General features: G+C 61.7%; 23 protein-coding genes and 1 riboswitch. Of the genes, 17 read left to right on the top strand and 6 right to left on the bottom strand.

Going from position 1 to position 21,889, the window contains the following annotated elements; translation table 11 throughout:
- Window positions 1–74: 74 nt before the first annotated feature.
- From cobS to cobU, 3 genes are read right to left on the bottom strand one after another with little or no spacing between them, the layout of a single operon-like run.
- Window positions 75–824 (bottom strand): adenosylcobinamide-GDP ribazoletransferase, encoded by a 750-nt coding sequence (cobS, locus tag KO498_RS07550; RefSeq protein WP_215959259.1) that lies wholly within the window; start codon window positions 822–824, stop codon window positions 75–77.
- A complete protein-coding gene (cobT, locus tag KO498_RS07545; RefSeq protein WP_215959258.1) occupies window positions 821–1,837 on the bottom strand; it encodes a nicotinate-nucleotide--dimethylbenzimidazole phosphoribosyltransferase in 1,017 nt (338 codons plus the stop codon). Before cobT ends, cobS begins: the two co-directional genes overlap by 4 nt.
- Entirely contained in the window at window positions 1,824–2,345 is a 522-nt protein-coding gene (gene cobU / locus KO498_RS07540; protein WP_215959257.1) for a bifunctional adenosylcobinamide kinase/adenosylcobinamide-phosphate guanylyltransferase, read from the bottom strand. The genes cobT and cobU overlap by 14 nt, the downstream gene beginning before the upstream one ends.
- A 24-nt stretch (window positions 2,346–2,369) precedes the next feature.
- Between cobU and KO498_RS07535 the strand changes: the two genes are divergently transcribed.
- The 5 genes from KO498_RS07535 to bluB are packed head-to-tail and all read left to right on the top strand — an operon-like array spanning window position 2,370 to window position 6,350.
- Window positions 2,370–2,993, top strand: coding sequence for a histidine phosphatase family protein (locus tag KO498_RS07535; protein ID WP_252731309.1), 624 nt, complete (start codon window positions 2,370–2,372; stop codon window positions 2,991–2,993).
- Window positions 2,990–3,802: a propanediol utilization protein gene (locus KO498_RS07530; RefSeq protein ID WP_215959256.1), complete on the top strand. Its 813-nt coding sequence runs from the start codon at window positions 2,990–2,992 to the stop codon at window positions 3,800–3,802. The genes KO498_RS07535 and KO498_RS07530 overlap by 4 nt, the downstream gene beginning before the upstream one ends.
- On the top strand, window positions 3,799–4,737 hold the full coding sequence (cbiB, locus tag KO498_RS07525) for an adenosylcobinamide-phosphate synthase CbiB (RefSeq protein ID WP_215959255.1): 939 nt from the start codon (window positions 3,799–3,801) through the stop codon (window positions 4,735–4,737). Before KO498_RS07530 ends, cbiB begins: the two co-directional genes overlap by 4 nt.
- A 6-nt stretch (window positions 4,738–4,743) precedes the next feature.
- Window positions 4,744–5,730, top strand: coding sequence for a threonine-phosphate decarboxylase CobD (cobD, locus tag KO498_RS07520; RefSeq protein WP_215959254.1), 987 nt, complete (start codon window positions 4,744–4,746; stop codon window positions 5,728–5,730).
- The gene (gene bluB, locus KO498_RS07515; RefSeq protein ID WP_215959253.1) at window positions 5,727–6,350 is read left to right on the top strand and encodes a 5,6-dimethylbenzimidazole synthase; all 624 of its coding nucleotides are present in this window, start codon (window positions 5,727–5,729) and stop codon (window positions 6,348–6,350) included. Before cobD ends, bluB begins: the two co-directional genes overlap by 4 nt.
- Here the strand turns inward: bluB and KO498_RS07510 are convergent.
- Together KO498_RS07510 and cobO are read right to left on the bottom strand one after the other, a co-directional pair.
- Window positions 6,347–7,792, bottom strand: coding sequence for a cobyric acid synthase (locus KO498_RS07510; protein WP_215959252.1), 1,446 nt, complete (start codon window positions 7,790–7,792; stop codon window positions 6,347–6,349). The genes bluB and KO498_RS07510 overlap by 4 nt on opposite strands.
- Window positions 7,793–7,809: 17 nt before the next feature.
- Complete coding sequence (gene cobO, locus KO498_RS07505; RefSeq protein ID WP_215959251.1) at window positions 7,810–8,421, bottom strand: cob(I)yrinic acid a,c-diamide adenosyltransferase; 612 nt, start codon at window positions 8,419–8,421, stop codon at window positions 7,810–7,812.
- 38 nt (window positions 8,422–8,459) lie between these two features.
- A riboswitch (cobalamin riboswitch) is annotated at window positions 8,460–8,683 on the top strand.
- A gap of 88 nt (window positions 8,684–8,771) precedes the next feature.
- Between cobO and KO498_RS07500 the strand changes: the two genes are divergently transcribed.
- Genes KO498_RS07500 through cobJ form a run of 7 tightly spaced genes read left to right on the top strand, consistent with a single transcriptional unit; the run spans window position 8,772 to window position 16,743 of the window.
- Window positions 8,772–9,161 (top strand): DUF1636 family protein, encoded by a 390-nt coding sequence (locus tag KO498_RS07500; RefSeq protein ID WP_215959250.1) that lies wholly within the window; start codon window positions 8,772–8,774, stop codon window positions 9,159–9,161.
- Window positions 9,154–10,212: a cobalamin biosynthesis protein CobW gene (cobW, locus tag KO498_RS07495; RefSeq protein WP_215959249.1), complete on the top strand. Its 1,059-nt coding sequence runs from the start codon at window positions 9,154–9,156 to the stop codon at window positions 10,210–10,212. Before KO498_RS07500 ends, cobW begins: the two co-directional genes overlap by 8 nt.
- A 5-nt stretch (window positions 10,213–10,217) precedes the next feature.
- Window positions 10,218–13,502 (top strand): cobaltochelatase subunit CobN, encoded by a 3,285-nt coding sequence (gene cobN, locus KO498_RS07490; RefSeq protein WP_215959248.1) that lies wholly within the window; start codon window positions 10,218–10,220, stop codon window positions 13,500–13,502.
- The gene (locus tag KO498_RS07485; protein ID WP_215959247.1) at window positions 13,499–14,638 is read left to right on the top strand and encodes a cobalamin biosynthesis protein CobG; all 1,140 of its coding nucleotides are present in this window, start codon (window positions 13,499–13,501) and stop codon (window positions 14,636–14,638) included. The genes cobN and KO498_RS07485 overlap by 4 nt, the downstream gene beginning before the upstream one ends.
- 4 nt (window positions 14,639–14,642) lie before the next feature.
- Window positions 14,643–15,272, top strand: coding sequence for a precorrin-8X methylmutase (locus tag KO498_RS07480; protein ID WP_215959246.1), 630 nt, complete (start codon window positions 14,643–14,645; stop codon window positions 15,270–15,272).
- Window positions 15,269–15,997 carry a precorrin-2 C(20)-methyltransferase gene (cobI, locus tag KO498_RS07475; protein WP_215959245.1) on the top strand — a complete coding sequence of 243 codons (729 nt, stop codon included), beginning with the start codon at window positions 15,269–15,271 and terminating at the stop codon, window positions 15,995–15,997. The genes KO498_RS07480 and cobI overlap by 4 nt, the downstream gene beginning before the upstream one ends.
- A complete protein-coding gene (gene cobJ / locus KO498_RS07470) occupies window positions 15,994–16,743 on the top strand; it encodes a precorrin-3B C(17)-methyltransferase (RefSeq protein WP_215959244.1) in 750 nt (249 codons plus the stop codon). Before cobI ends, cobJ begins: the two co-directional genes overlap by 4 nt.
- On the opposite strand, the gene KO498_RS07465 is transcribed toward cobJ, so the two are convergent.
- Window positions 16,740–17,474, bottom strand: a complete 735-nt coding sequence (locus tag KO498_RS07465; RefSeq protein WP_215959243.1) for a cobalt-precorrin-6A reductase — start codon at window positions 17,472–17,474, stop codon at window positions 16,740–16,742. The genes cobJ and KO498_RS07465 overlap by 4 nt on opposite strands.
- Between KO498_RS07465 and cbiE the strand changes: the two genes are divergently transcribed.
- Genes cbiE through cobA form a run of 5 tightly spaced genes read left to right on the top strand, consistent with a single transcriptional unit; the run spans window position 17,473 to window position 21,865 of the window.
- Window positions 17,473–18,684 carry a precorrin-6y C5,15-methyltransferase (decarboxylating) subunit CbiE gene (cbiE, locus tag KO498_RS07460; protein ID WP_215959242.1) on the top strand — a complete coding sequence of 404 codons (1,212 nt, stop codon included), beginning with the start codon at window positions 17,473–17,475 and terminating at the stop codon, window positions 18,682–18,684. The genes KO498_RS07465 and cbiE overlap by 2 nt on opposite strands.
- Complete coding sequence (locus KO498_RS07455; protein ID WP_215959241.1) at window positions 18,681–19,046, top strand: cobalamin biosynthesis protein; 366 nt, start codon at window positions 18,681–18,683, stop codon at window positions 19,044–19,046. The genes cbiE and KO498_RS07455 overlap by 4 nt, the downstream gene beginning before the upstream one ends.
- The gene (cobM, locus tag KO498_RS07450) at window positions 19,043–19,837 is read left to right on the top strand and encodes a precorrin-4 C(11)-methyltransferase (RefSeq protein ID WP_215959240.1); all 795 of its coding nucleotides are present in this window, start codon (window positions 19,043–19,045) and stop codon (window positions 19,835–19,837) included. Before KO498_RS07455 ends, cobM begins: the two co-directional genes overlap by 4 nt.
- On the top strand, window positions 19,830–21,149 hold the full coding sequence (locus KO498_RS07445; RefSeq protein WP_215959239.1) for a cobyrinate a,c-diamide synthase: 1,320 nt from the start codon (window positions 19,830–19,832) through the stop codon (window positions 21,147–21,149). Before cobM ends, KO498_RS07445 begins: the two co-directional genes overlap by 8 nt.
- On the top strand, window positions 21,146–21,865 hold the full coding sequence (gene cobA, locus KO498_RS07440) for a uroporphyrinogen-III C-methyltransferase (RefSeq protein WP_215959238.1): 720 nt from the start codon (window positions 21,146–21,148) through the stop codon (window positions 21,863–21,865). The genes KO498_RS07445 and cobA overlap by 4 nt, the downstream gene beginning before the upstream one ends.
- The last annotated feature ends 24 nt before the right edge of the window (window positions 21,866–21,889 follow it).

Here is a 21,889-nt window from a genome sequence, read left to right as displayed (position 1 = left end):
ACCTGCGTGTTTCCACAACTTCGGTTGGAGTGTCTGCTGAAAGCCGCAATGAGGTTGATCGCTTGATCGTGCAGCTAGAGAAACACCGAAAGCAGCGCCCAAGCAAGTGTCTCGCTGATCAATTGAGTCGCGCCCAAAACATCGCCCGTATGCCCGCCGATGTAGCGCTTTGCCTGCCAGCCAAGAAGCGCCGTCACGAGCAGCATAACCGCCAGCGTCACAAGGCCTGCAACGCCTAAGAACAGCGCCAAAAACACCGCCGCAACCCCGCCAAGAAGCAAAGCCATTGGCGCCCGCCCTTCGGCCAGAACGCCCATACCGTCGCCGCGGGCAGGTGGTAAAACTTCAAGCAACAGCACCATCATGTAACGGCTCGAAAACCCTATCATCAGAAAAGCCAGCAAGCCTGCTTGCGCTCCTATTGCGCCGATAGACGTGACCCAAACTCCGAGGCAAATGATCAGCGCCGCAACCCCGTAGCTACCGATAGAACTGTCGCGCATGATCTCAAGCCGATGCGCTGTGTCACGCCCGCCGCCGATCCCGTCGGTATAGTCGGCCAAGCCGTCAACATGCAGCGCTCCGGTGAGCAAAACCAACGCCGTGAGCGCGCCCAAAGCCGCCAGCATTGGTGCTGCACCAAGCCAGAAGAGCACCCCATATGCAGCCCAGACAATCCAGCCGATGAGCAGCCCCACAAAGGGAAAGGCCCATCGGGCCTCTGTCAGTGACGGCACATCACCCCTCACCTGCCCCGCAGGCAAACGCGTCAGCAGAATCACCGCAATGTGCAGCTCTTTGAGGCGGGCCTGCATTGGCGTCATGCCTCCGAAACACCAGCTTCCGCGAAAGTCGCCATGCCATTATGACACTCAAGCGCGCCGCGCAAAACGTTGACAGCCAAGGCAGCGCCAGACCCCTCACCAAGCGCCATTCCAAGGTTGAGCAACGGCTCCTTACCAAGCCGCTCAACAAGGCGCTTATGCCCCGCTTCAGCGCTCATGTGCGCCACAATGCAATGATCCAGAAGCTCGGGGGCGATATCGTGTAGAGGAACCACAGCCGCCGTGCAAATATAGCCATCCAGTAGCACCGGAATCGACAGCGCTCGCGCCTGCAAAACCGCACCGCAAATTGCCGCCTGCTCGCGCCCACCATAGGCCGCCAACAGGCCAAGCCCGCGCGCATCCGCATGCAGCTTGCGCCCAGTTTCAATGACCCGCGCTTTCAGCGACTGCCCGTCTTCATCAGAGCCTGTGCCGCGCCCGACCCACGACGCTGCCGTGCCGCCAAAGCCCGCACAGGCCAGCGCCGCCGCGATTGTAGAATTGCCAATACCCATCTCGCCAAGCGTCAAGGCTTGCGCGCTCGGATCAACCGCCTCGGCCCCCTTGCGCATCGCGTCAAGCACCTCGGCTTCGCTCATCGCTGGCCCCTGCGTGAAGTCTGCCGTCGGGTTCTCAAGCTCAAGCGCTACAACAGAAAGCTCGGCTCCCGCCGCACGACAAAGCTGATTGATCGCCGCACCACCACCGCTAAAATTGGCGACCATCTGCATGGTTACGCCCTGCGGGAACGGGTTCACGCCCTGGTCGCAAATGCCGTGATTTCCAGCAAACACAACCGCCTGCGCTTTGTTCAAAACAGGCCGCGCATCGCCTTGCCAGCTGGCCATGAACACAGCCAGATCTTCCAGTCGCCCCAGTGATCCAGGCGGTTTTGTCAGGGAATTTTGCCGCTCACGCGCCGCTTCAGCCGCTTCTCCATTGGCTTTAGGCAAGCTCGTCAACAGCGCCGATATTCCGTCGAGTGTCTTGATATCACTAAATATTGTCATTTGGTTTTACCTTTACTGGGTAGCCCGCGACACAAAGCCAAACAGTGTCCGATGCTTGCGCCACTCTCTGGTTAACCCAGCCAGCAGCATCTCGAAAATCGCGTGCGAGTTTGTTTTCAGGCACAATACCTGCGCCCACTTCATTTGTTACGAAAATCACGTCCGCAGTTTGCGTGGCAAGCACCTCAACCAGCGCCTCGGTTGCCGCGCGCCAGTCGTCGCCAGCGAGCATCAAATTGCTCAGCCACAGCGTCAAACAGTCAACCAATCGCGGTGCATCTCCGTCCGTTTCAACCAGTGCTTCAGGCAGCAAAACGGGCGCATGCACATCGCTCCAATTGTCGCCGCGCCGCGCACGGTGTGTGGCAATCCGCGCGCTCATTTCTTCATCGCGCGCTTCGGCTGTGGCAATGTAGACTGCCCGCCCCATAGGCTTCAGCGCCAGCTTTTCGGCCAACTGCGATTTGCCGGATCGGGCCCCGCCTATGATCAGTGTCGACTTTTCCATGGCGTTGTGGAAAAGCAGGTTTGATTGAAAAAGGAAAGCGGAAAGAAAACCAGTTTGCTCAGGCTCTCCGAACAAAAAGCCCAACTTGTCTTGCTGCGGCACGCGCCAACAGCGGGCGGCTTACGTTTGTGCGGACGCACCGATGCTCCGGCCGATCTTTCCGCCGCGCCAATCACTGACGCTCGCAGCGCTCTTGAGGGCATCACACAGATTGTCAGAAGCCCCGCCCTACGCTGTGCCCAAACCGCCGAGGCCCTCTGGCCCGACGCCAGCATCGCCCAAGACGCCCGCCTTTGGGAGCAGGACTTCGGCGATCACGACGGTATGCTCTACGCAGACCTTCCAGATCTTGGCCCCATGACCAACGCCCAACTCGCGGCCTACACGCCACCAAACGGCGAGAGTTTCACCTCGCTTTGCGCGCGCGTTCACCCCGCCCTCAACGAGCTCGCGGCAGTGGCTCAAAAGGCCCAAAGCCCCGTCGCAATCGTTGCACATGCGGGTGTCATCCGCGCCGCAATCGCCAGCACCATGCAGCAGCACAGCGAGGCTCTTGCCTTTGAGGTCGACACACTATCCTGCACCCGCCTGCGCGTCGGCCCGACGGGCGCATTTTCGGTGATCGAGGTCAACAAAACATGGGGGTGAGCGTCGCAGGTCACTTCGGAGAATGGCTCCAGGGCCGCCTTGGTCCTGACGGGCCTGTCGCGCTTGTCACCTTGCTTTGCCCTGCTCTGCATGTCCGCACAAGCGACACCGCAAGACGCGCAGTAAGACGCCCGGCAAGACGTCCGGTGTTTACTCCAGAACAACTCGCCCCCTTCTGGGAAACTCTCGAAATTCCAGCCGTCCCCCTCCCGAACCTCACCTACGATATGCCCCTCGGCGCGGGCGCGGGGGCGTCAACGGCAACGCTCATCGCCTACGCTAAACACGCTGGTTTCAGCGGTGAAGCAGAACAGCTCGTCAAAGGCTGCCTCGCCGTCGAAGGCGCAAGTGATCCGCTCATGCTTCCCGACGCAGACAGCCTCCTCTGGGCCTCTCGCGAAGGCCTCATTGTAGCGAAATACAAACGTCCGCCAGCCTGCACAGTGCTCGGCGGTTTCTGGGGCGCACCCGAGCAAACCGACGCCACCGACCAAGACTTCCCCGACATTAGCGAGCTCGCAGAAGACTGGGCAAACTTCTCCGATCTCGCCAGCCTCGGCGCAATCGCCAGCCAGTCATCCGAGCGCTGCACGGCCCTTCGCCGCTCACCTGAAACACCGTCGTGTCCGACGTCCGATCCACTACCAGACCTCGCCAAATCCCTCGGCGCTTTGGGTCACATCCGCGCCCACACAGGCTCCGCCCGCGGCCTGATCTTCCCCGTCGGAGCCGCGCCCAAACACGGCCTTGAGGCTCTCGGTGAAGCAGGCCTCACAGCAACACTCGCCTTTCAAACAGGTGCCTCATGAGTTTCGCTGCCATGATGCTCGCCGGCCTGCTCATCGACGCCCTCATCGGCTGGCCAAGCTGGCTATTCAAACGCATCAAACATCCCGTCACATGGATGGGCTGGCTGGTTGATCTCTGCGACAGAAAGCTCAACAAGGGTATGCGAGCGCAGCAACTCATCGGCGGTGTGCTCACCACAATAGCCCTCATTCTTGCCACAGCCCTGCCTGCCTACCTGCTGCAGACTCTCCTGCCTGCAAACGCAATCGGTATCCTCGTCGGCGGCATCCTCGCTTGGCCGTTCATCGCCGCGCGCGCGATGCACGAACACGTGCAAGCCGTCGCAAGGCCGCTCTTGGAAGGCGACTTGCCAGCCGCACGCCAAGCCGTCTCGATGATCGTCGGCCGCAATCCCGAAGCGCTAGATCAACAAGGTATCGCTCGCGCCGCCATCGAAAGCCTCGCCGAGAACACCTCTGACGGCATCACCGCGCCCCTTTTCTGGGGCTGCATTTTTGGCCTGCCAGGTATCGCGGCCTACAAAGCCATCAACACGATGGATTCGATGATCGGCCACCGAACCCCGCGCTTTGAGGCCTTCGGCAAAGCCGCCGCCCTCCTCGATGATCTGGTCAACCTACTGCCCGCCCGCATCACTGGGTTCTTGTTTGCTGTCGCCTCCTTTCACCGCTTCAAACCTGCCTTGAAAGCCATGCGCCAAGACGCGCATAAACACCGCTCGCCCAACGCAGGCTGGCCCGAAGCGGCAATGGCAGGCGCGCTTGATGTCTCGCTGTCTGGCCCGCGCAGTTATGATGGCCACATCACCGATGAGCCCTACGTCAACCCGACTGCTCCGCCGCCCTTGGCACAAACACTTGCGCAGGGCCTGTCGCTTTTCCGGCGCACAATGGCGTTGACGGGGCTTGCATTGCTTGCACTTTCGCTTGTCTAAAAGGGCATGAGCAAACAACCCACTCCCACGCGCGACCACGGCGGCAACCTTGACGCTGCGATGCTGGCCTATGGCGGCACGGCTGAGGGTTGGATCGACCTTTCGACAGGCATCAACCCCGCGCCTTACGCTGTGCCAAATGTGCCCGCTTCCGCATGGAGTGCACTGCCACGAAAACCCGAGCAAGACGCACTGCTAACCGCCGCAACCAAAGCCTATAGGACAGAGGCCAGCATCACCGCATTTGCCGGTGCACAAGGCGCGATCCAAGCGGTGCCCTACCTGCAAGCGCCCTCCGAGGCCCGCGTTTTGACCCCGACATATAACGAGCATGCCGCCGCTTTGCGCGCCGCTGGCTGGCGCGTTTCCGAGGCAGCGACACTGAGCGCCTTGCAAGGGGCTGCCCTCGCTGTCGTCGTCAACCCCAACAACCCTGACGGCAAGCGCTATGCACCTGCCGAGCTGCGCGCGCTCGCGCAAAACGTCGGCCTGCTGCTGGTTGATGAAAGCTTTGTTGACCCTGAGCCAGAGCTCTCGCTCGCGCCAAACCTTGATAGCGACAACATCATCGTCCTGCGCTCCTTTGGCAAATTCTACGGCCTCGCCGGCATCCGCGTCGGCTTTGCTTTGTCATCCCAGAAAATCGCTGCACGCCTCCGTGAGTTCGCAGGCCCTTGGCCCGTCGCCGGCCCCTCCCTGTCGATCGCAGCATTGGCCTTGGCAGACGTTGCATGGCAGCAAGAAACCGTAACACGCCTCACCCAAGACGCCGCCCGCCTTGACGCGCTCGCCCAAGCAGCGGGTTGGCAACTCATCGGTGGCAGCCCCCTGTTTCGCACCTACGCCACTGCCTCGGCCCAAGTCGCGCAATCCCACCTTGCCAAACATCACATCTGGTCGCGCATCTTTCCCTACTCAAACAGCTGGATCCGCCTCGGGCTCACCCACGGAAGCGGCAACTGGCGCCGCTTAGAGCAGGCGCTAGCGCGATGAAAATGACGGAGCAACACGCAGATGCCCTCAAGGATCTGCTCACGTGGCGGCGTGATGTACGGCACTTTTCCCAAGCCCCCGTTAGCCCTAAGCACCTCGACCAGTTGCGTGCTGCAATGGATCTCGCACCCTCGGTCGGCAACGCCCGCCCTTGGCGCATAATCCGCGTGCTAAACCCCGCCCTGCGCGCGCAAGTGCGCGACGAGTTCAGCCGCTGCAATGCAGAAGCCGCAAGCGATTACAGCTCTGAAAAACAAGAGAAATACCTGAAGCTCAAACTCGCAGGGCTAGATAACGCCCCCGAGCAACTGGCGATCTTTACCGAGATTGACCCAAGCGAAGGCCACGGCCTCGGACGCAAAACCATCGCGCGAACGCTCGAACAATCCACCGCGATGGCCGTCTATAACCTGTGGCTCACAGCCCGCGCGCTCAACCTCGGCGTTGGGATGCTGTCGATCCTTGACCCGACCCGCATGCAAGCGTTGTTTGAAACACCCGCAGGCTGGCAATTCACGGCCTACCTTTGCATCGGTCAGGCCGAGTTTGACGATGATACACCGCTTTTGCACCGTGAAGACTGGCAGGCAAACACGCGCACCAACTGGGAAACCCGCTAGCGGGCCAGCCCGATCAGGCCAGCAACATCGAGATGTGTTTCCAGATGATCAGCCAAAGCATCGAGCGTGGCATCAATTTGCGTCTCGTAGCGCGCGCTTGTCCCTTGCGTGCCAAACCCTGCAAGCCACGCCCTCCGGAAACTGTCGTCGGTAAACATCCCGTGCAAATAGCTCCCCGCCACGCGCCCGTCAGCCGAGACAGCGCCCTCGCCCCGCCCGTCAATCCTTGCAAAAGGGCGAGCACAATCGCCGCCTGCCGTGCGGCCAATGTGGATCTCGTAACCGCGCATATCCGCGCCCGTCGCCGCATGAACTGCACGCACCTCGCGCAAGCTCTTGTTGCCGCCCATCACCGTGCTCACGTCAAGCAAGCCAAGCCCTTCAGCCTGCCCGCTCGGCCCTTCGATGCCCTCAGGGTCATCAACCACCGATCCGAGCATCTGGTAGCCGCCGCAAATGCCCAGCACATGCCCGCCGCGCCGCACGTGTGCTTTGATGTCCACATCCCAGCCCTGTGCGCGTAAAAACGCCAGATCAGCGCGGGTTGATTTACTGCCCGGAATGATCACAACATCCGCATCCGCCGGAATAACTTCACCCGCATTCAGCATCGTCAACCGCACATTCGGCTCTAGCGTCAGCGGGTCCAAGTCATCAAAATTCGCAATCCTTGAAAGCCGCAAGCACACCACATGCAAGCCTTGCTCGCGCACAGGCGCGGCAATATCCAAAGCGTCCTCGGCAGGCAGCTTCCAAGCATCGCCAAACCAAGGCGCAACACCGTGGCCGCGCCATCCGGTCTGTTGTTCTATCAGCTTATACCCGTCATCAAACAGAGATGGGTCGCCGCGAAACTTGTTGATGATAAAGCCCTGTATCAGAGCCGCATCCTCGGCAGAAATCACCGCCTGCGTGCCAACGATCTGCGCAATCACACCGCCACGGTCGATGTCCCCACAGAGAACAACGGGCACATTGGCCGCCTGAGCAAAGCCCATGTTGGCAATGTCACCCGCACGAAGGTTCGCTTCTGCAGGGCTACCGGCGCCCTCGACGATAACAAGGTCGTAAGCACTGCGAAGTCGCTCAAAGCTCTCTAGCACGGCCCCCATCAACCGGGGTTTCAAAGCCGCATATTCACGCGCCTTCGCCGTGGTCAACCGCTTGCCCTGCACGACAACCTGCGCGCCAACATCGCTCTCGGGCTTGAGCAAAACAGGGTTCATGTCGGTGTGCGCCGCCAGCCCACAGGCCCGCGCCTGCAACGCCTGCGCGCGGCCTATCTCGCCGCCATCAGCGGTCACCGCCGCGTTGTTAGACATGTTCTGCGGCTTAAACGGCGCAACGCTCAGCCCGCGCCGCACAGCCGCCCTGCACAGGCCAGCGACCAACATCGACTTGCCCACATTCGAGCCTGTGCCCTGAATCATCAACGCCGTCATGTCGCGCCCCCTAGGGCCTAAAACTCAATGCCCTTCTGCGCCTTCACACCGTCGCGGAACGGGTGCTTGACCAGCGTCATATCCGTCACCAGATCAGCCGCCTCAATCAGCTCCGGCTTGGCGTTGCGCCCCGTCAGGCACACATGCGTCATAAACGGCTTTTCGCTCTGCAAAAACTCAACAACCTCGTCGATATCAAGATAGTCGTTGCGCAACGCGATGTTGATTTCGTCGAGCAACACATACTGAATGCTCTCATCACGTATCAAAGCCTTCGCCTGCTCCCAACCCGCTTGAGCTGCTTTGACATCGCGCTCGCGGTCTTGGGTTTCCCACGTGAAGCCCTCACCAGAAACAACAAACTTGCACTCGTCAGCATAGTTCTTTTCCAGAAACTCGCGGTCGCCCGTCATCCAGTTACCCTTGATGAACTGCACAACCGCACAGGGCATCTCATGTGCAATACAACGCATGATCATGCCAAAGCCCGCCGAAGACTTGCCCTTGCCCGTGCCGGTATTGACGATGATCAAACCTTTTTCTTCGGTTTTACTCTCCATCATCTTATCGCGCGCCGCCTTGATTTTGCGCATTTTTTCGGTGTGGCGGGTGTTTTCTGCATCGGTCATGGGCGTCTCCTTGAGCTTGACATCTCTTCAGATTCGGGTGCATCAGCTTCTGTGTTGGAGCCTGTGTAAATGGGTGAAAAGGGAATGTGCAACCTCTGATCGCATCGGTGATCTTAGACCAAGCACAGCCGCCCCCGCGACCGTGAGTAGATAAGGTCGTCCGAGCGCCACTGGCCAATCGGCTGGGAAGGCAGGACAACCGCCGACGCGAAATGCGCCGATATCTGCGAGCCGGGAAACCTACCAGCAAGAGACGAGACGTAACCGGACGGGGTGTTCCGGTGTCGGGACAGGCACGTTGCCACCCCGCCATCAGGCCCGCCTTCGCCCTTTTTTTGGGATAGAGAACAGTGGCCAACCATCCAACAGAACTGCTCGTCTGCGTCAAATGCAGACAGGGCCAAGAGATCCCCGATGACGAGCGCCGCCCCGGCCAAAAGCTCTATGACGAGCTCGCAATCGCAGGCCTCCCCGAAGGCGTCACGCTACGGGCGGTTGACTGCCTGCAAAACTGCGATCACGGCTGCACTGTAGCGCTCAGAGGCGGTGATCGTTGGACATATATCTACGGCAATATCGCAGAAGCGTCGCAAACCGACGTGCTGCTTGAAGGTGCCGCGCTCTACCATGACACAACCGACGGCCTCATCCCGTGGCGCACCCGCCCCGAGCACTTCAAACGCAACTGCGTTGCCCGCATCCCGCCCCTCAATATGCCTCAGGAGGCCACCAATGACTGATCTAGCAAAACTCCCCGTCACCGTGATCACCGGCTTTCTCGGCTCGGGCAAGACAACGCTCATCCGCGAGCTGATGCAAAATCCGGGCGGCAAGCGCCTCGCCATTGTGGTCAACGAGTTTGGCGATGTCGGGGTTGATGGCGACATCCTCAAAAGCTGTGCCATCCCTGATTGCCCCGCCGAGAACATCATGGAGCTGGCCAATGGCTGCATCTGCTGCACCGTCGCCGATGACTTTATCCCGACCATCGAAGCCCTGATGCAGCTTGAGCCGCGCCCTGATCACATCCTGATCGAAACCAGCGGCCTTGCGCTGCCCAAGCCGCTGCTCAAGGCGTTTGACTGGCCTGATATCCGCAGCAAGATCACTGTTGATGGCGTGATCGCTCTGGCCGATGCCGAAGCCGTTGCCGCTGGCCGTTTCGCGCACAATGTCGCCGCCGTTGACGCACAGCGCATGGCCGATGACAGCATCGACCACGAAACACCCCTCTCGGAAGTGTTCGAAGACCAGATCAGCTGCGCCGACATCGTGCTGCTCACCAAAGCCGACCTCGCAGGCGCCGACGGTATCGCCAAGGCCAAAGAGATCGTCGCACACACCGCCCCGCGCCCGCTGCCTGTGGTTGAAGTCACCGAAGGCGTGGTTGATCCGCGCATTATTCTGGGCCTGGAGGCCGCCGCAGAAGATGACATCGCCGCGCGCCCAAGCCACCACGATGGCCCGCACGAGCATGACCACGACGAGTTTGAAAGCATCGTTGTTGACATCCCCGAGCAGGTAAACCCCGACGATCTCGTCGCAGCAATCGTCACCCTTGCCAACGAGCACAACATCCTGCGCGTCAAAGGCTATGCCGCCGTTCAGGGCAAGCCCATGCGCCTGCTCGTGCAAGCCGTCGGCGCGCGCGTGCGTCACCAATATGACCGCCCGTGGACAGCCGAGGAAAACCGCGCAGGCAAGCTCGTGGTCATCGCCGAGCATGACGATGTGAACCCAGACGCAATCCGGGCTGTGCTCACCGCGTCGGCTTCCGTACCAGCCGAGTAACTCCGATGCATGTCGTCTTCCGCGAAAGCCACGGGCTAGAAGAAACCGAGACACCAACAGACCTCGCGCAGTCCCCTGCCGATCTGGTGGTGCTCTCGTTTTCCGACAGTGACCTCGGGGCATTCGCGGAAGGCTGGCATCGCTCAAAAGGCGCACTCCCTAGCCTGCGTCTGGCCAATCTCTCGGCCCTCAAACACCCGCTCTCTGTCGACACCTACATCGAGCAAACCCTTGCTGGCGCAAAAGGCGTGCTTATCCGGCTCATCGGCGGCGTGCCCTACTGGCATTACGGCCTCCAGCAACTCAAAGAACTCGCCCGCGACAGGGGCATAGCCGTCGCCGTGCTGCCTGCTGACGGGCGGCCCGACACGCGCCTTGACGCCTATAGCACATTGCCTGTCTCTACTCTGCACCGCCTCGCACACCTCTGTGACAACGGCGGTGCCATCGCCGCGCAAGCCGCCCTCGCGCAACTCTCCCTCGCCGCGGGGCTCTATGCCGGCCCTGTCATGGGCTCTAAAGTGGTTCCCGAAGCCGGAGCATGGACACCCGAAACAGGCGTCACTTCCCTCACCGATGCACAGCTCACCAGCACTAAACCGCGCATCGCGATTGTGTTCTATCGCTCCTACCTCGTCGCCGCCGACATGGCCCCGTTGGAAGCTCTGTTCAACAGCTTTGCCGAGCGCGGCTACGAAGTTCTCGGCTTCTTTGCCCCCTCGCTCAAAGCACCAGACTCCGCCGCGTGGCTCGCTTCGCAAATCAGCAGCTTCGCCCCATCCGCAGTGATCAACGCCACTGCCTTCAGCGGCAAAGGCAGCGCCGGAACCTCTCCGCTCGACGCGGCCAATGTCCCCGTTTTCCAAACCGTGCTGGCCACATCAACCCGCCAAGCATGGCAGGAAGCCGAGCGCGGATTGTCACCCGCCGACCTCGCCATGCACGTGGTTTTACCCGAGGTCGACGGGCGGCTCACCGGCGGCGTTGCTTCCTTCAAAGAGCCAAGCCAGCGCGACGAAGCGCTTGAGTTTTCCCGCCAAATTCACACGCCCGACTTGGAGCGCATCGAGGCACTCTCCGACCGCGTTGAAGGCTGGATCAATCTCGCTGCCAAGCCCCAAGCCCAGCGCCGCGTCGCCCTCATCCTTTCAACCTATCCTGGCAAAGACTGGAACATGGGCCACGCCATCGGCCTCGACGCCCCCGCCTCAGCCGAGGCCATGTTGCAAGACCTCGCAAGCGACGGCTACAGCGTTTCAGACAGTGGCGAGCCGCTCACCGACACCCTCTTAGCACGCAGCTTTTCCTACCAGCTTGCCGACTATGTAAATGCTCTCAAAACCCTCCCGCAACAGCTCCAAGATGATCTCGCAACTGCATGGGGCGCGCCGGAAACCGATGCCGACGTCACCAACGGCGCTTTCCAATTCGCCCTCACCCAACGCGGCAACATAACTGTCGCCCTGCAGCCCGAGCGCGGCACGCCCAAGGCCCGCGAAGACGAATACCACGACCTCTCGCGCACGCCTCGCCACGCCTATGTTGCCTTCTACCTCTGGCTTCAGGCCAACACAGATGCCCTCGTGCACATCGGTGCGCACGGCACGCTTGAGTGGCTCCCCGGCAAGTCTGTCGCCCTCTCGCAAGACTGCTGGCCCGAGGCGCTCGTCGGCTCCCTGCCGCTCATCTACCCCTTCATCGTCAACGACCCCGGCGAAGCGGCACAAGCCAAACGCCGCATTGGCGCGGTGACGCTCGGACACATCCCGCCGCCCCTGCGCGAGAGCGGATCACACGAGCGCCTCGCCCGCTTGGAGGCGCTGCTGGATGAGTTTTCAAACGCCGATGGCCTCGCCCCCAAACGCCGCAACCGCCTGCAAGACGACATCCGCGAAGAAGCACAGGCGCTTGGTGTCGAAGATGATCTCGGCCTTGACCGCGCCTCCTCAACGGCCGAGGCGATCACCCGCATCGACAGCTTTGTTTGCGATGTGAAGGAAGGCCAGTTCGGCGAGGGCCTGCACATCTGGGGCCGCGTCCCACCAGCACAAACCAGCTTTGAAACCGCCCCCTCCGCCGCATCCGAGCAAGCCGCGCTCATCGCCGCCCTCAACGGCAAACGCATCGAGGCTGGCCCCTCTGGTTCTCCTTACCGTGGCCGCGCCGACGTGCTGCCAACAGGCCGCAATATGTTCACCACCGATCCGCGCTCGGTGCCCACCCGCGCAGCCTATGCGCAAGGGGTGGCCCTCGGTGAAGAGCTCATGCGCCGTCACTTGCAAGACGAGGGCGACTGGCCAAAAAACCTGATCGTTGATCTCTGGGGCTCCGCCACCATGCGCACCGCCGGAGAAGAGTTCGCCATGGCGCTGCACCTGCTGGGTGTGCGGCCTATCTGGGAGCCATCATCAGAGCGCGTCAGTGGCATCGAAGTGCTGCCAATCGCCGAACTCGACCGTCCCCGCATCGACGTCACCCTACGCGTTTCCGGCCTGTTCCGCGACGTGTTCCCAACCCTCTCGGCCCTGTTCGGACAAGCCATCCGCGCCTTGGCCGAACGCGACGAAGCCCCCGACTGGAACCCCTACGCAGGCCGCAGCAACCTCGCCCGCGTCTACGGCCCCGCCCCCGGCAGCTTCGGCCTCGGCATGGGCGACAGCGTTGAAGACTACACCGACGCAGGCCGCCAAGCCGCCGGAGAAGCTTGGCTCAATGCCAGCGCATGGGCGTTTGACGGGCTGGAAAGCACGCAAGACGAAGCAGGCATCCGCAACCGCGTCGCCGCCGCCGACAGCTTTGTTCACCTGCAAGACCTGCCCGAAACAGACCTGCTGCTCGCGGTTGACTACGCCGCCCACGAAGCCGGATTTGCCGCCGCACAGGCCGTCACGGGAGGCAAAGCAAACCTCTATCACCTTGACGCAAGCAACCCCGACGCCCCCCGCGCCCGCGCCCTCTCCGAAGAGATATCGCGCGTCACATACGCCCGCGCCGCTAACCCTGCCTGGCTCAAAGGCATGCAAGCGCACGGATTTCGCGGAGCCGCCGAAATTGCCGCAACACTTGAGCACATGGCCGCCTTTGCACAGCTTGCAGGTGTCGTCGCACCGCATTTGTTTGATCTCTATCATGAGGCAACGCTGAACAACGCCGAAGTCGAAGCCTTCCTGCAAGAGAACAACCCCGAAGCGCTGCAAGCCATGCGCGCCCGCTTCCGCGCCTTGCTTGACGCTGGTTTGTGGGAGAGCCGCCGCAACTCCGTTCTCGCCTCCCTTGAGGTCGCATCATGAGCACGCAGCCCACAATCAAAGGCTGGTGCCCCGGTGCTTACAAACCGATGATGTCAGGCGATGGTCTCATCCTGCGCATCCGTCCGCGCCTTGCCCGCCTCACAGCCAAGCAAGCCCTCGGCATGTGTGACCTCGCTCAGCAATATGGCAGTGGCCACATCGACCTCACCAACCGAGCCAACCTACAAATTCGCGGGATCAAGGAAGCCGACCACGAAGCACTCTTGGAAGCCCTCAATCAACTCGACCTGCTCGATGCCGACCCCGCGCTTGAGGGCCGCCGCAACATCCTTGTCACGCCGTTCTATGAAGCGGGCGACATCACCGAACGCCTCGCCACAGCCCTCACCGATGCGCTGCATAAGCTGCCCGAACTGCCCGCAAAGTTCGGCTTTGCAATCGACACAGGCGAGGCGCCGTTGCTGGCAGATGCCTCTGCCGACATCCGAATTGAGCGCAGCGAGCTGGGTTTGATCCTACGTGCTGACGGAACAGACCTCGGCCATGAAACCACCGAAGCGACCGCAATCAACGACGCCATCAAGCTTGCCCGGTGGTTCGCTAACACGCGCACACTCGAGCAACGCCGCATGGCGCAAATCACGCAGCAAGGCGTCACGGCCCCGCGCCCGCCCTCCGAGCAGCCTCAGCCCTCGCTAACCGCAACAGGCGCACTTCTCGGTGCCGCTTTCGGAAGCCTCAACGCCGCCGATCTCGCAGCCCTGATCACCACCAGCCAAGCAACAGCCCTGCGCACAACGCCGTGGCGCATGTTCGTGCTTGAGGGTGCAGATATGCCCACAAATTCGCCCTTCATAACCGAAGCACACGACCCCGTGCTCAGTGCTCACGCTTGCCCCGGCGCGCCTTACTGCCCCTCGGCAACCGTAACGACGCGCCCGATTGCAAGCGTTCTTGCAAAGAGAAATCGAGTCCAAGTGCACGTTTCAGGCTGCTCCAAAGGCTGCGCTTTCTCAAAGCCCTGCGCTCTTACTTACATAGGCCATGACGGCTATTTTGATCTTGTAAGAGACGGGTGCGCATGGGATGCCCCTGTATCGCGCGGCCAGTGCGCGAGTGACGTGCTGAGAAACCCATCACCAATGCGACCAAGCGACAACTTTTTAGACGGATAGCCCAATGACCTACACCTACGAAACCAATGGCGCTGCGATCTACAAGCAATCCTTCGCCATGATCCGCGCCGAAGCCGACTTGGCCAACTTTGCGCCAAGTGAGGAACAAGTCGCCGTGCGGATGATCCACGCGGCTGGCATGGTCGGGCTTGAAAAGCACATCCGCTTTTCGGAGGGTTTCGCCGATACCGCGCGTGCCGCATTGGAAGCCGGAGCGCCGATCCTTTGTGATGCACGCATGGTCAGCGAAGGCGTCACCCGCACGCGCCTGCCCGCAAACAACGAGGTGATCTGCACCCTGCATGCAGAGGGCATCTACGAGCTTGCCGCCGAGATGGGCAACACCCGCTCGGCCGCGGCGCTCGAGCTTTGGAGGCCACACCTAGAAGGTGCAATCGTCGCCATAGGCAACGCCCCGACAGCGCTGTTTCACCTCCTCAACATGCTGGAAGACCCGAGTTGCCCACGCCCTGCCGCCATCATCGGCTGCCCTGTTGGCTTCGTCGGCGCGGTTGAAAGCAAAGATGCGCTCTGGGCAGACCAACCGGTGCCAAGCTGCATTGTCCAAGGCCGCCTCGGCGGCAGCGCGATCACGGTTGCCGCCGTCAACGCCATTGCGAGCCGCGCAGAATGAAGGGCGGCACTATATTCGGTGTCGGCCTCGGCCCGGGCAACCCCGAGCTGATGAGCGTGAAAGCTGACCGCCTCGTGCGCGGCGCGGCGCATATCGCCTACTTCCGCAAAGCAGGCCGCAAGGGCCAGTCACGCCAGATCGTTGAAGGCATGCTCGCCGCGAACGTCACCGAGTTCGCGATGGAATATCCGGTGACAACCGAGATCCCGCTATCTGATCCGCGCTATAACGAGGTGCTTTCAGAGTTCTACGAAAGCTGCACCGCGCACTTGCGGGCCCTTGCAGAAACCGGCGAAGATGTGATCGTGCTCTGCGAAGGCGACCCGTTCTTTTACGGCAGCTTCATGCATCTCTACACCCGTTTGCAAGGCAATACCCAAGTCGAAGTTATCCCGGCCATAACGGGCATGTCCGCCGCCTACACGACCACAGGACAACCGATCACTTGGGGTGACGACATCATGTCAGTGCTCATGGCAACGCTACCGGAAGATGCCCTGACGGAGGCCATGCAAGCCGCCGATGCGATCATCGTGATGAAGATCGGCAAGAACATCGACAAACTCCGCCGCGCCCTCAAAGCTGCGGGCAAGTTTGAGGCTGCATGGATCGTTGAATATGCCAGCATGCCCAACCAAAAGATGCGCTTGTTGAGCGATACAGGCAGCGAGCCAGTGCCCTATTTTTCGATCGTCGTGGTGCACGGAAACGGGCGGCGGCCATGAGCGGCTCCCTCGTCATCGCAGGCCTCGGGCCGGGCAACGAAGCGCTGGTAACGCCCGAAGTGCGCGCCGCTTTGGCACTGGCAACCGATGTTGTCGGCTACATCCCCTACGTCGCCCGCGTGGCCCCCCGCGAGGGCCTGACACTGCACGCCAGCGACAACCGCGTCGAGATCGACCGCTCGCAGCACGCGCTTCAAATGGCCGCTGAGGGCAAGCATGTCGTCGTCGTCTCCTCCGGCGATCCGGGTGTGTTTGCGATGGCATCGGCAGTGTTTGAAGCGCTTGAGGCTGGGCCTGCTGCTTGGCTTGATATCGACATCCAAGTGCTCCCCGGCATCACCGCCAGCCTCGCCGCCGCCGCGCAAGCTGGCGCGCCACTCGGCCATGATTTCTGCACCATCAACCTCTCTGACAATCTCAAGCCTTGGAGCTTGATCGAAAAGCGCCTGCGCCTCGCCGCCGAGGCCGACTTTGCGATGGCGTTTTACAACCCGCGCTCCAAGGCCCGCCCTGAAGGCTTCGTCCGCGCATTGGAGGTTCTCAACGAAGCCTGCGGCGATGATCGCCCCGTGATTTTTGCCCGCGCCGTGACAACACCAGAGCAGGTGATCAACGTCGTGCCGCTCTCGCAAGCCACGCCCGAAATGGCCGATATGCGCACCATGGTGATCGTCGGGTCTTCAACCACACGCATCATCAAACGCGCGGCGGGCAACATCATCTATACGCCGAGATCAGTGCTCTAATGACCAAGCCAGCGCATCACCTCGGCCACATCATGCGCCTCGGCCCGTTCGGGCAAAGCAGGTCTGTTGATCATAATCAGAGGCAGGCCCAGCGCGCGCGCCGCGTCAATCTTCGCACGCGATCCGCTGCCGCCAGCATTCTTGGCAACCACAAGCTCAATGCGATGTTCGCGCATCAAGGCAATGTCGCTGTCAACGTCAAATGGCCCACGCGCCACGACGACCTCACAGTCTTCAAACGGCAGATCACCCTCCGGTGCATCCACCAAACGCAGCAAGTAAAAGTGCTGCGGATTTGCCGCGAAAGCCTGCAAATGCATGCGCCCGACGGCCAGCATCACGCGCTTGGCGTCGCCTTGCAGGGCCTCAACAGCACCGTCAATGTCGGGCACATGCCGCCAGTCATCACCCGCCTCCGCCACCCACGGCTGCCGCGTCAAAGCCAGCAACGACACGCCAACCTCGGCGCAGGCTTGCACGGCATTTCGGCTCATCTGGGCTGCAAACGGGTGTGTGGCGTCAACAACATGCGTAACGCCCTCAGCGCGCAGGTGGTCAGCCAAACCGGCAACACCACCAAAGCCACCAATCCGCATCGGCAAGCCCTGTTCCGCAGGCCGCTTCACGCGCCCCGCCAGCGACAAAACCCCGCGCACTCCGGCGTCGCGCACAGCTTTACAAAGCGCCTTGGCCTCAGTCGTGCCGCCCAAGATCAGCAGGTTGGTTGTCATGTCTAAATCTCCGTCAAAAAACCTGTGGGTCACTGTTATTGGTCTCTCCGAAAGCGGCCTCGATAGTCTGTCAAAAGCAAGCACCGCAGCCCTCACCAAGGCCGATATCATCTTCGGCCCGCCCCGTCACCTAGCGCTGATCGGCGAGACAAAAGCCGAGCAAATCGCTTGGCCCGTGCCCTTTGCTGACGGTATCAAAATGTTGCTCGAAATGCGCGGCAAACAAGTCGTCGTGCTGGCGTCAGGTGACCCTTTCTGGTTCGGCGCTGGCACCACGCTTGCCAAGCACCTTGAGCCGCACGAATGGTGCGCCTTCCCCGGCCCGTCTACCTTCTCGCTGGCCGCATCCCACATGGGCTGGCCGCATGAGCATACGCCCTGCTACGGCCTGCACGCAGCACCCCTCTCGCGTCTGCGCCCCATGCTCGCCAACGGCGCAAAAGCCCTCGTCCTTCTGCGTGATGGTAACGCGGTGCACGCACTCGCCGCCTACCTCACCGAGCAAGGCTTCGGCGCATCCGAGCTCACCGTGCTAGAGGCCCTCGGCGGCCCGCGCGAAACCGTAAGCACGCACCAGGCCAACACACTCGCCGTGCAAACCTTCCAACACCCCGTCTGCGCCGCCATCACCATCACGGGCGATGGTGCATCTCTCCCCCGCGCTTCGGGCCGCCCGGATACGTGGTTTGACAGCGACGGCCAAATGACAAAACGCCCCGTGCGTGCGCTCACGCTCTCCGCCCTCGCCCCACAGTTCGGTGAGCACCTATGGGACATCGGCGGCGGATCCGGCTCGATCAGCATTGAGTGGCTGCTCTCGCATTCGTCCCTCACCGCAACCACAATCGAGCCGCAAGAAAGCCGCGCCGCACGCATCGCAGAGAACGCCGCGCGCCTCGGCGTTGACCGTCTCAAGGTTATCCACGGCAGCGCCCCCGATGTGCTTGCCGACCTGGCAAAACCCGATGTCGTCTTTGTCGGCGGCGGGTTGTCGGCCACGATGCTCGAATGGCTTCTTAGCAACCTGCCCAAGGGCACCCGCCTCGTGGCCAATGCTGTCACACTTGAAACCGAAGCACTCTTGCTCACCGCACAGGCCAAGCACGGCGGCGACCTCCTCAAAGCCGAGCTATCACAAGTGCAGCCCTTGGGCAGCAAACGCGGCTGGAAAGCCAGCTTCCCGATCGTGCAGTGGAGCCATACGCTATGATTGTTGCAGGCTTTGGATTTCGCCAGTCAGCCACGCTTGATAGCCTGCGTGATGCCTATGCAAAGGCCGGACACACCGCGCAAAGCATTGCCACAGCCGCCGACAAAGCCGAAGCGCCCGCCTTCCAGGCCCTCGCCGCCGAGCTTGATCTGCCCATCGTCGCTGTCGCCCCCGAAGCACTTGAAATGCAAACCACAACAAGCCAATCGCAAGCCTCGCAAGCCGCGCATCAAACCGGCAGCGTTTCTGAGGCCTCCGCCTTAGCCGCCGCTGGCCCGCAAGCAAGGCTCTTGTCAGCCCGCGTGATTTCTGATGATAGGCTGGCAACCTGCGCCATCGCGACAATAAAGGATGCAACATGACCGTTCACTTCATCGGCGCTGGCCCCGGCGCGCCTGACTTGCTCACGCTACGCGGCCGCGACATCATCGCCGCCTGCCCGGTCTGCCTTTACGCTGGATCGCTGGTGCCCGAGGCGATCCTGTCGCATTGCCCAGCCGACGCCAAAGTGATCAACACCGCGTCGATGGATCTGGACGCGATCATCACCGAGATCAAGCAAGCCCACGCCGCAGGCCAAGACATCGCCCGCCTGCACTCTGGCGACCTCTCGGTCTGGTCGGCGATGGGCGAGCAGCTCCGCCGCCTCAAGGCCGAAGGTATCCCGTTCAGCGTCACCCCCGGTGTGCCCTCCTTCGCCGCCGCCGCTGCCTCTTTGGGCGCCGAGCTTACACTCCCGGGCCTTGCTCAATCGGTCGTGCTCACCCGCACACCGGGCCGTGCTTCAACGATGCCCGAAGGCGAAACCCTGAAGAACTTCGCCGCGACGGGTGCGACACTGGCGATCCACCTGTCGATCACCAACCTCGCCACAGTTGTGAGCGATCTCACGCCAAGCTACGGCGCTGAGTGCCCCGTTGCCGTCGTCTACCGCGCCAGCTGGCCTGACGAGCGCATCATTCGTGGAACTTTGGCTGACATCGAAAGCCAGATCTCTGAGGACATCGCCCGCACCGCCCTGATCCTTGTCGGCCCCGCGCTGGCCGGAGAAGGCTTCACCGAGAGCTGCCTCTATTCAACAGATTACGACAGGCGCTACCGCCCTCAAACAGCCGAAAGCCCTTGGGCCAGCTGGCAAGAAGGAGATGACTGAAATGCGCGGATTGATGATCTCGGCGCCTTCATCAGGGACAGGCAAAACCACCGTCATGCTCGGGCTATTGCGCGCGCTGGCCGACGAGGGCCTCAACGTGCAGCCCTTCAAGTCGGGGCCAGATTACATCGACCCCGCCTTCCACTTCGCTGCTGCCAAACGCGCCTCCTTCAACCTTGATACCTGGGCGATGGACGAGCAATTGCTCACCGCAATCTCGCATCAAGCGCAGGGTGCAGACATCTGCATCGCCGAGGGCTCAATGGGGCTTTATGACGGCGTCGCAACCCGTGGCCAAACCGGCTTTGGCAGCAGCGCCGAAACCGCCCAACGCATGGGTTGGCCTGTGGTTCTGGTCGTCGATGTTGGCGGGCAAGCGCAATCCGCCGCAGCCACGGCGCTCGGTTTTCAGGCCTACAACCCCGAACTGCCCTTTGCTGGTGTGATCCTCAACCGCTGCGCCTCGCCCCGTCATGAACGCCTCGCGCGTGTTGGTATGGATCATGTCGGCATCCCTGTTCTCGGCGTGCTCCCGAGGCGCGGTGATCTGACCCTGCCAGAGCGGCACCTCGGCCTTATCCAAGCCGTCGAGCACCCCGATCTTGAAGCCGCGATCACAGGCTACGCCGACTTCCTGCGCGAACATGTTGACTTGGAAGCCATCAAAGACGCGGCGCTTGGCCATGCGCTCCCAACCGCCGCAGCCCAACTGCCCAAACCGCCAGCCCAGCGCATCGCCCTCGCGCGCGACGCGGCGTTCTCGTTCACCTATCCGCACCTGCTCGCTGGTTGGCGCGAGGCGGGCGCCGAGATCATTCCCTTCTCGCCGCTGGCTGACGAAGCACCTGATGCGAGCGCCGATGTCATCTGGCTCCCCGGCGGCTATCCGGAGCTGCATGCAGGCACCCTCGCCGCTGCAAGCACCTTCAAGGCTGGCCTGCACAAACATGCTAAAACCCGCCCCGTGCACGGCGAGTGCGGTGGCTACATGGCGCTTGGCGAAGCGCTGATCGACAAAGACGGAAACCGCCACCAGATGGCTGGCCTATTGGGACTCGTGACCAGCTACGAGAAGCGCAAATTCCACCTAGGTTACCGCCGCGCCGTCCTCAACGAAGCAATGGCTGGCCTTGATGCAAACCAAGCCCTGCGCGGCCACGAGTTTCATTACTCAACCATCTTGGAGCAGCCCGACGCCCCCCTCGCACAAGTGTTTGACGCCGACGCAAACCCAGTGCCCGAGACCGGCTCAAAGCGCGGCCACGTCAGCGGCACGTTCTTTCACCTGATCACGCAGGAAACGTCAGAATGAGCGGTTTCGTCAGCTTCGTCGGCTCCGGCCCGGGCGACCCTGAGTTGCTCACACTCAAAGCCGTTGACCGCCTCAAGCGTGCCGATGCGGTGCTGTTTGACGACCTTTCGTCAGGGCCGATCCTGCAATACGCGAGCGAAGAAGCCGATCTGGTGGGCGTTGGCAAACGCGCTGGACGTCCCTCGCCCAAGCAGCAACACGTCAGCAACCTGCTGGTAGATTACGCCAAAACCGGTCAACGCGTTGTGCGGCTCAAATCCGGCGACGGCGGTCTTTTTGGCCGCCTTGAGGAAGAGCTCGTCGCGCTCAAAGACGCGGGTATCGACTATGAAATCATTCCCGGTATCCCCTCGGCCTTCGCTGCCGCCGCCGCCGCCGGCATCCCGCTCACGCGCCGTCAAACCGCGCGCCGTGTGCAGTTCGTCACAGGCCACGACGTGACAGGCGAGCTGCCCCAAGACGTGAACCTAACAGCGCTGGCTGATCCGCAAGCCACAACCGTTATTTTCATGGGCAAACGCACTTTTCCCAAGCTGCTCGCCGCGCTCACGAAACACGGCCTCTCGCCCGACACTCCGGCGATCCTCGCCGAGGATATCGGCCGCGAAAACCAACAGATCACCCGCACCACCATGCAAGCGCTGGCAGAACAGTTGAGCCAAAGCATCGGCGACACGCCTGCACTCATTCTCTATGGGCCGCTCGCAGAGGCTTAAAAGTCGCTTTTGTCCTTGTGTGGA

Source organism: Lentibacter algarum (assembly GCF_018860975.1).
Lineage (GTDB): Bacteria > Pseudomonadota > Alphaproteobacteria > Rhodobacterales > Rhodobacteraceae > Lentibacter > Lentibacter algarum_A.
This window is presented reverse-complemented; position numbering and strand designations above follow the sequence as displayed.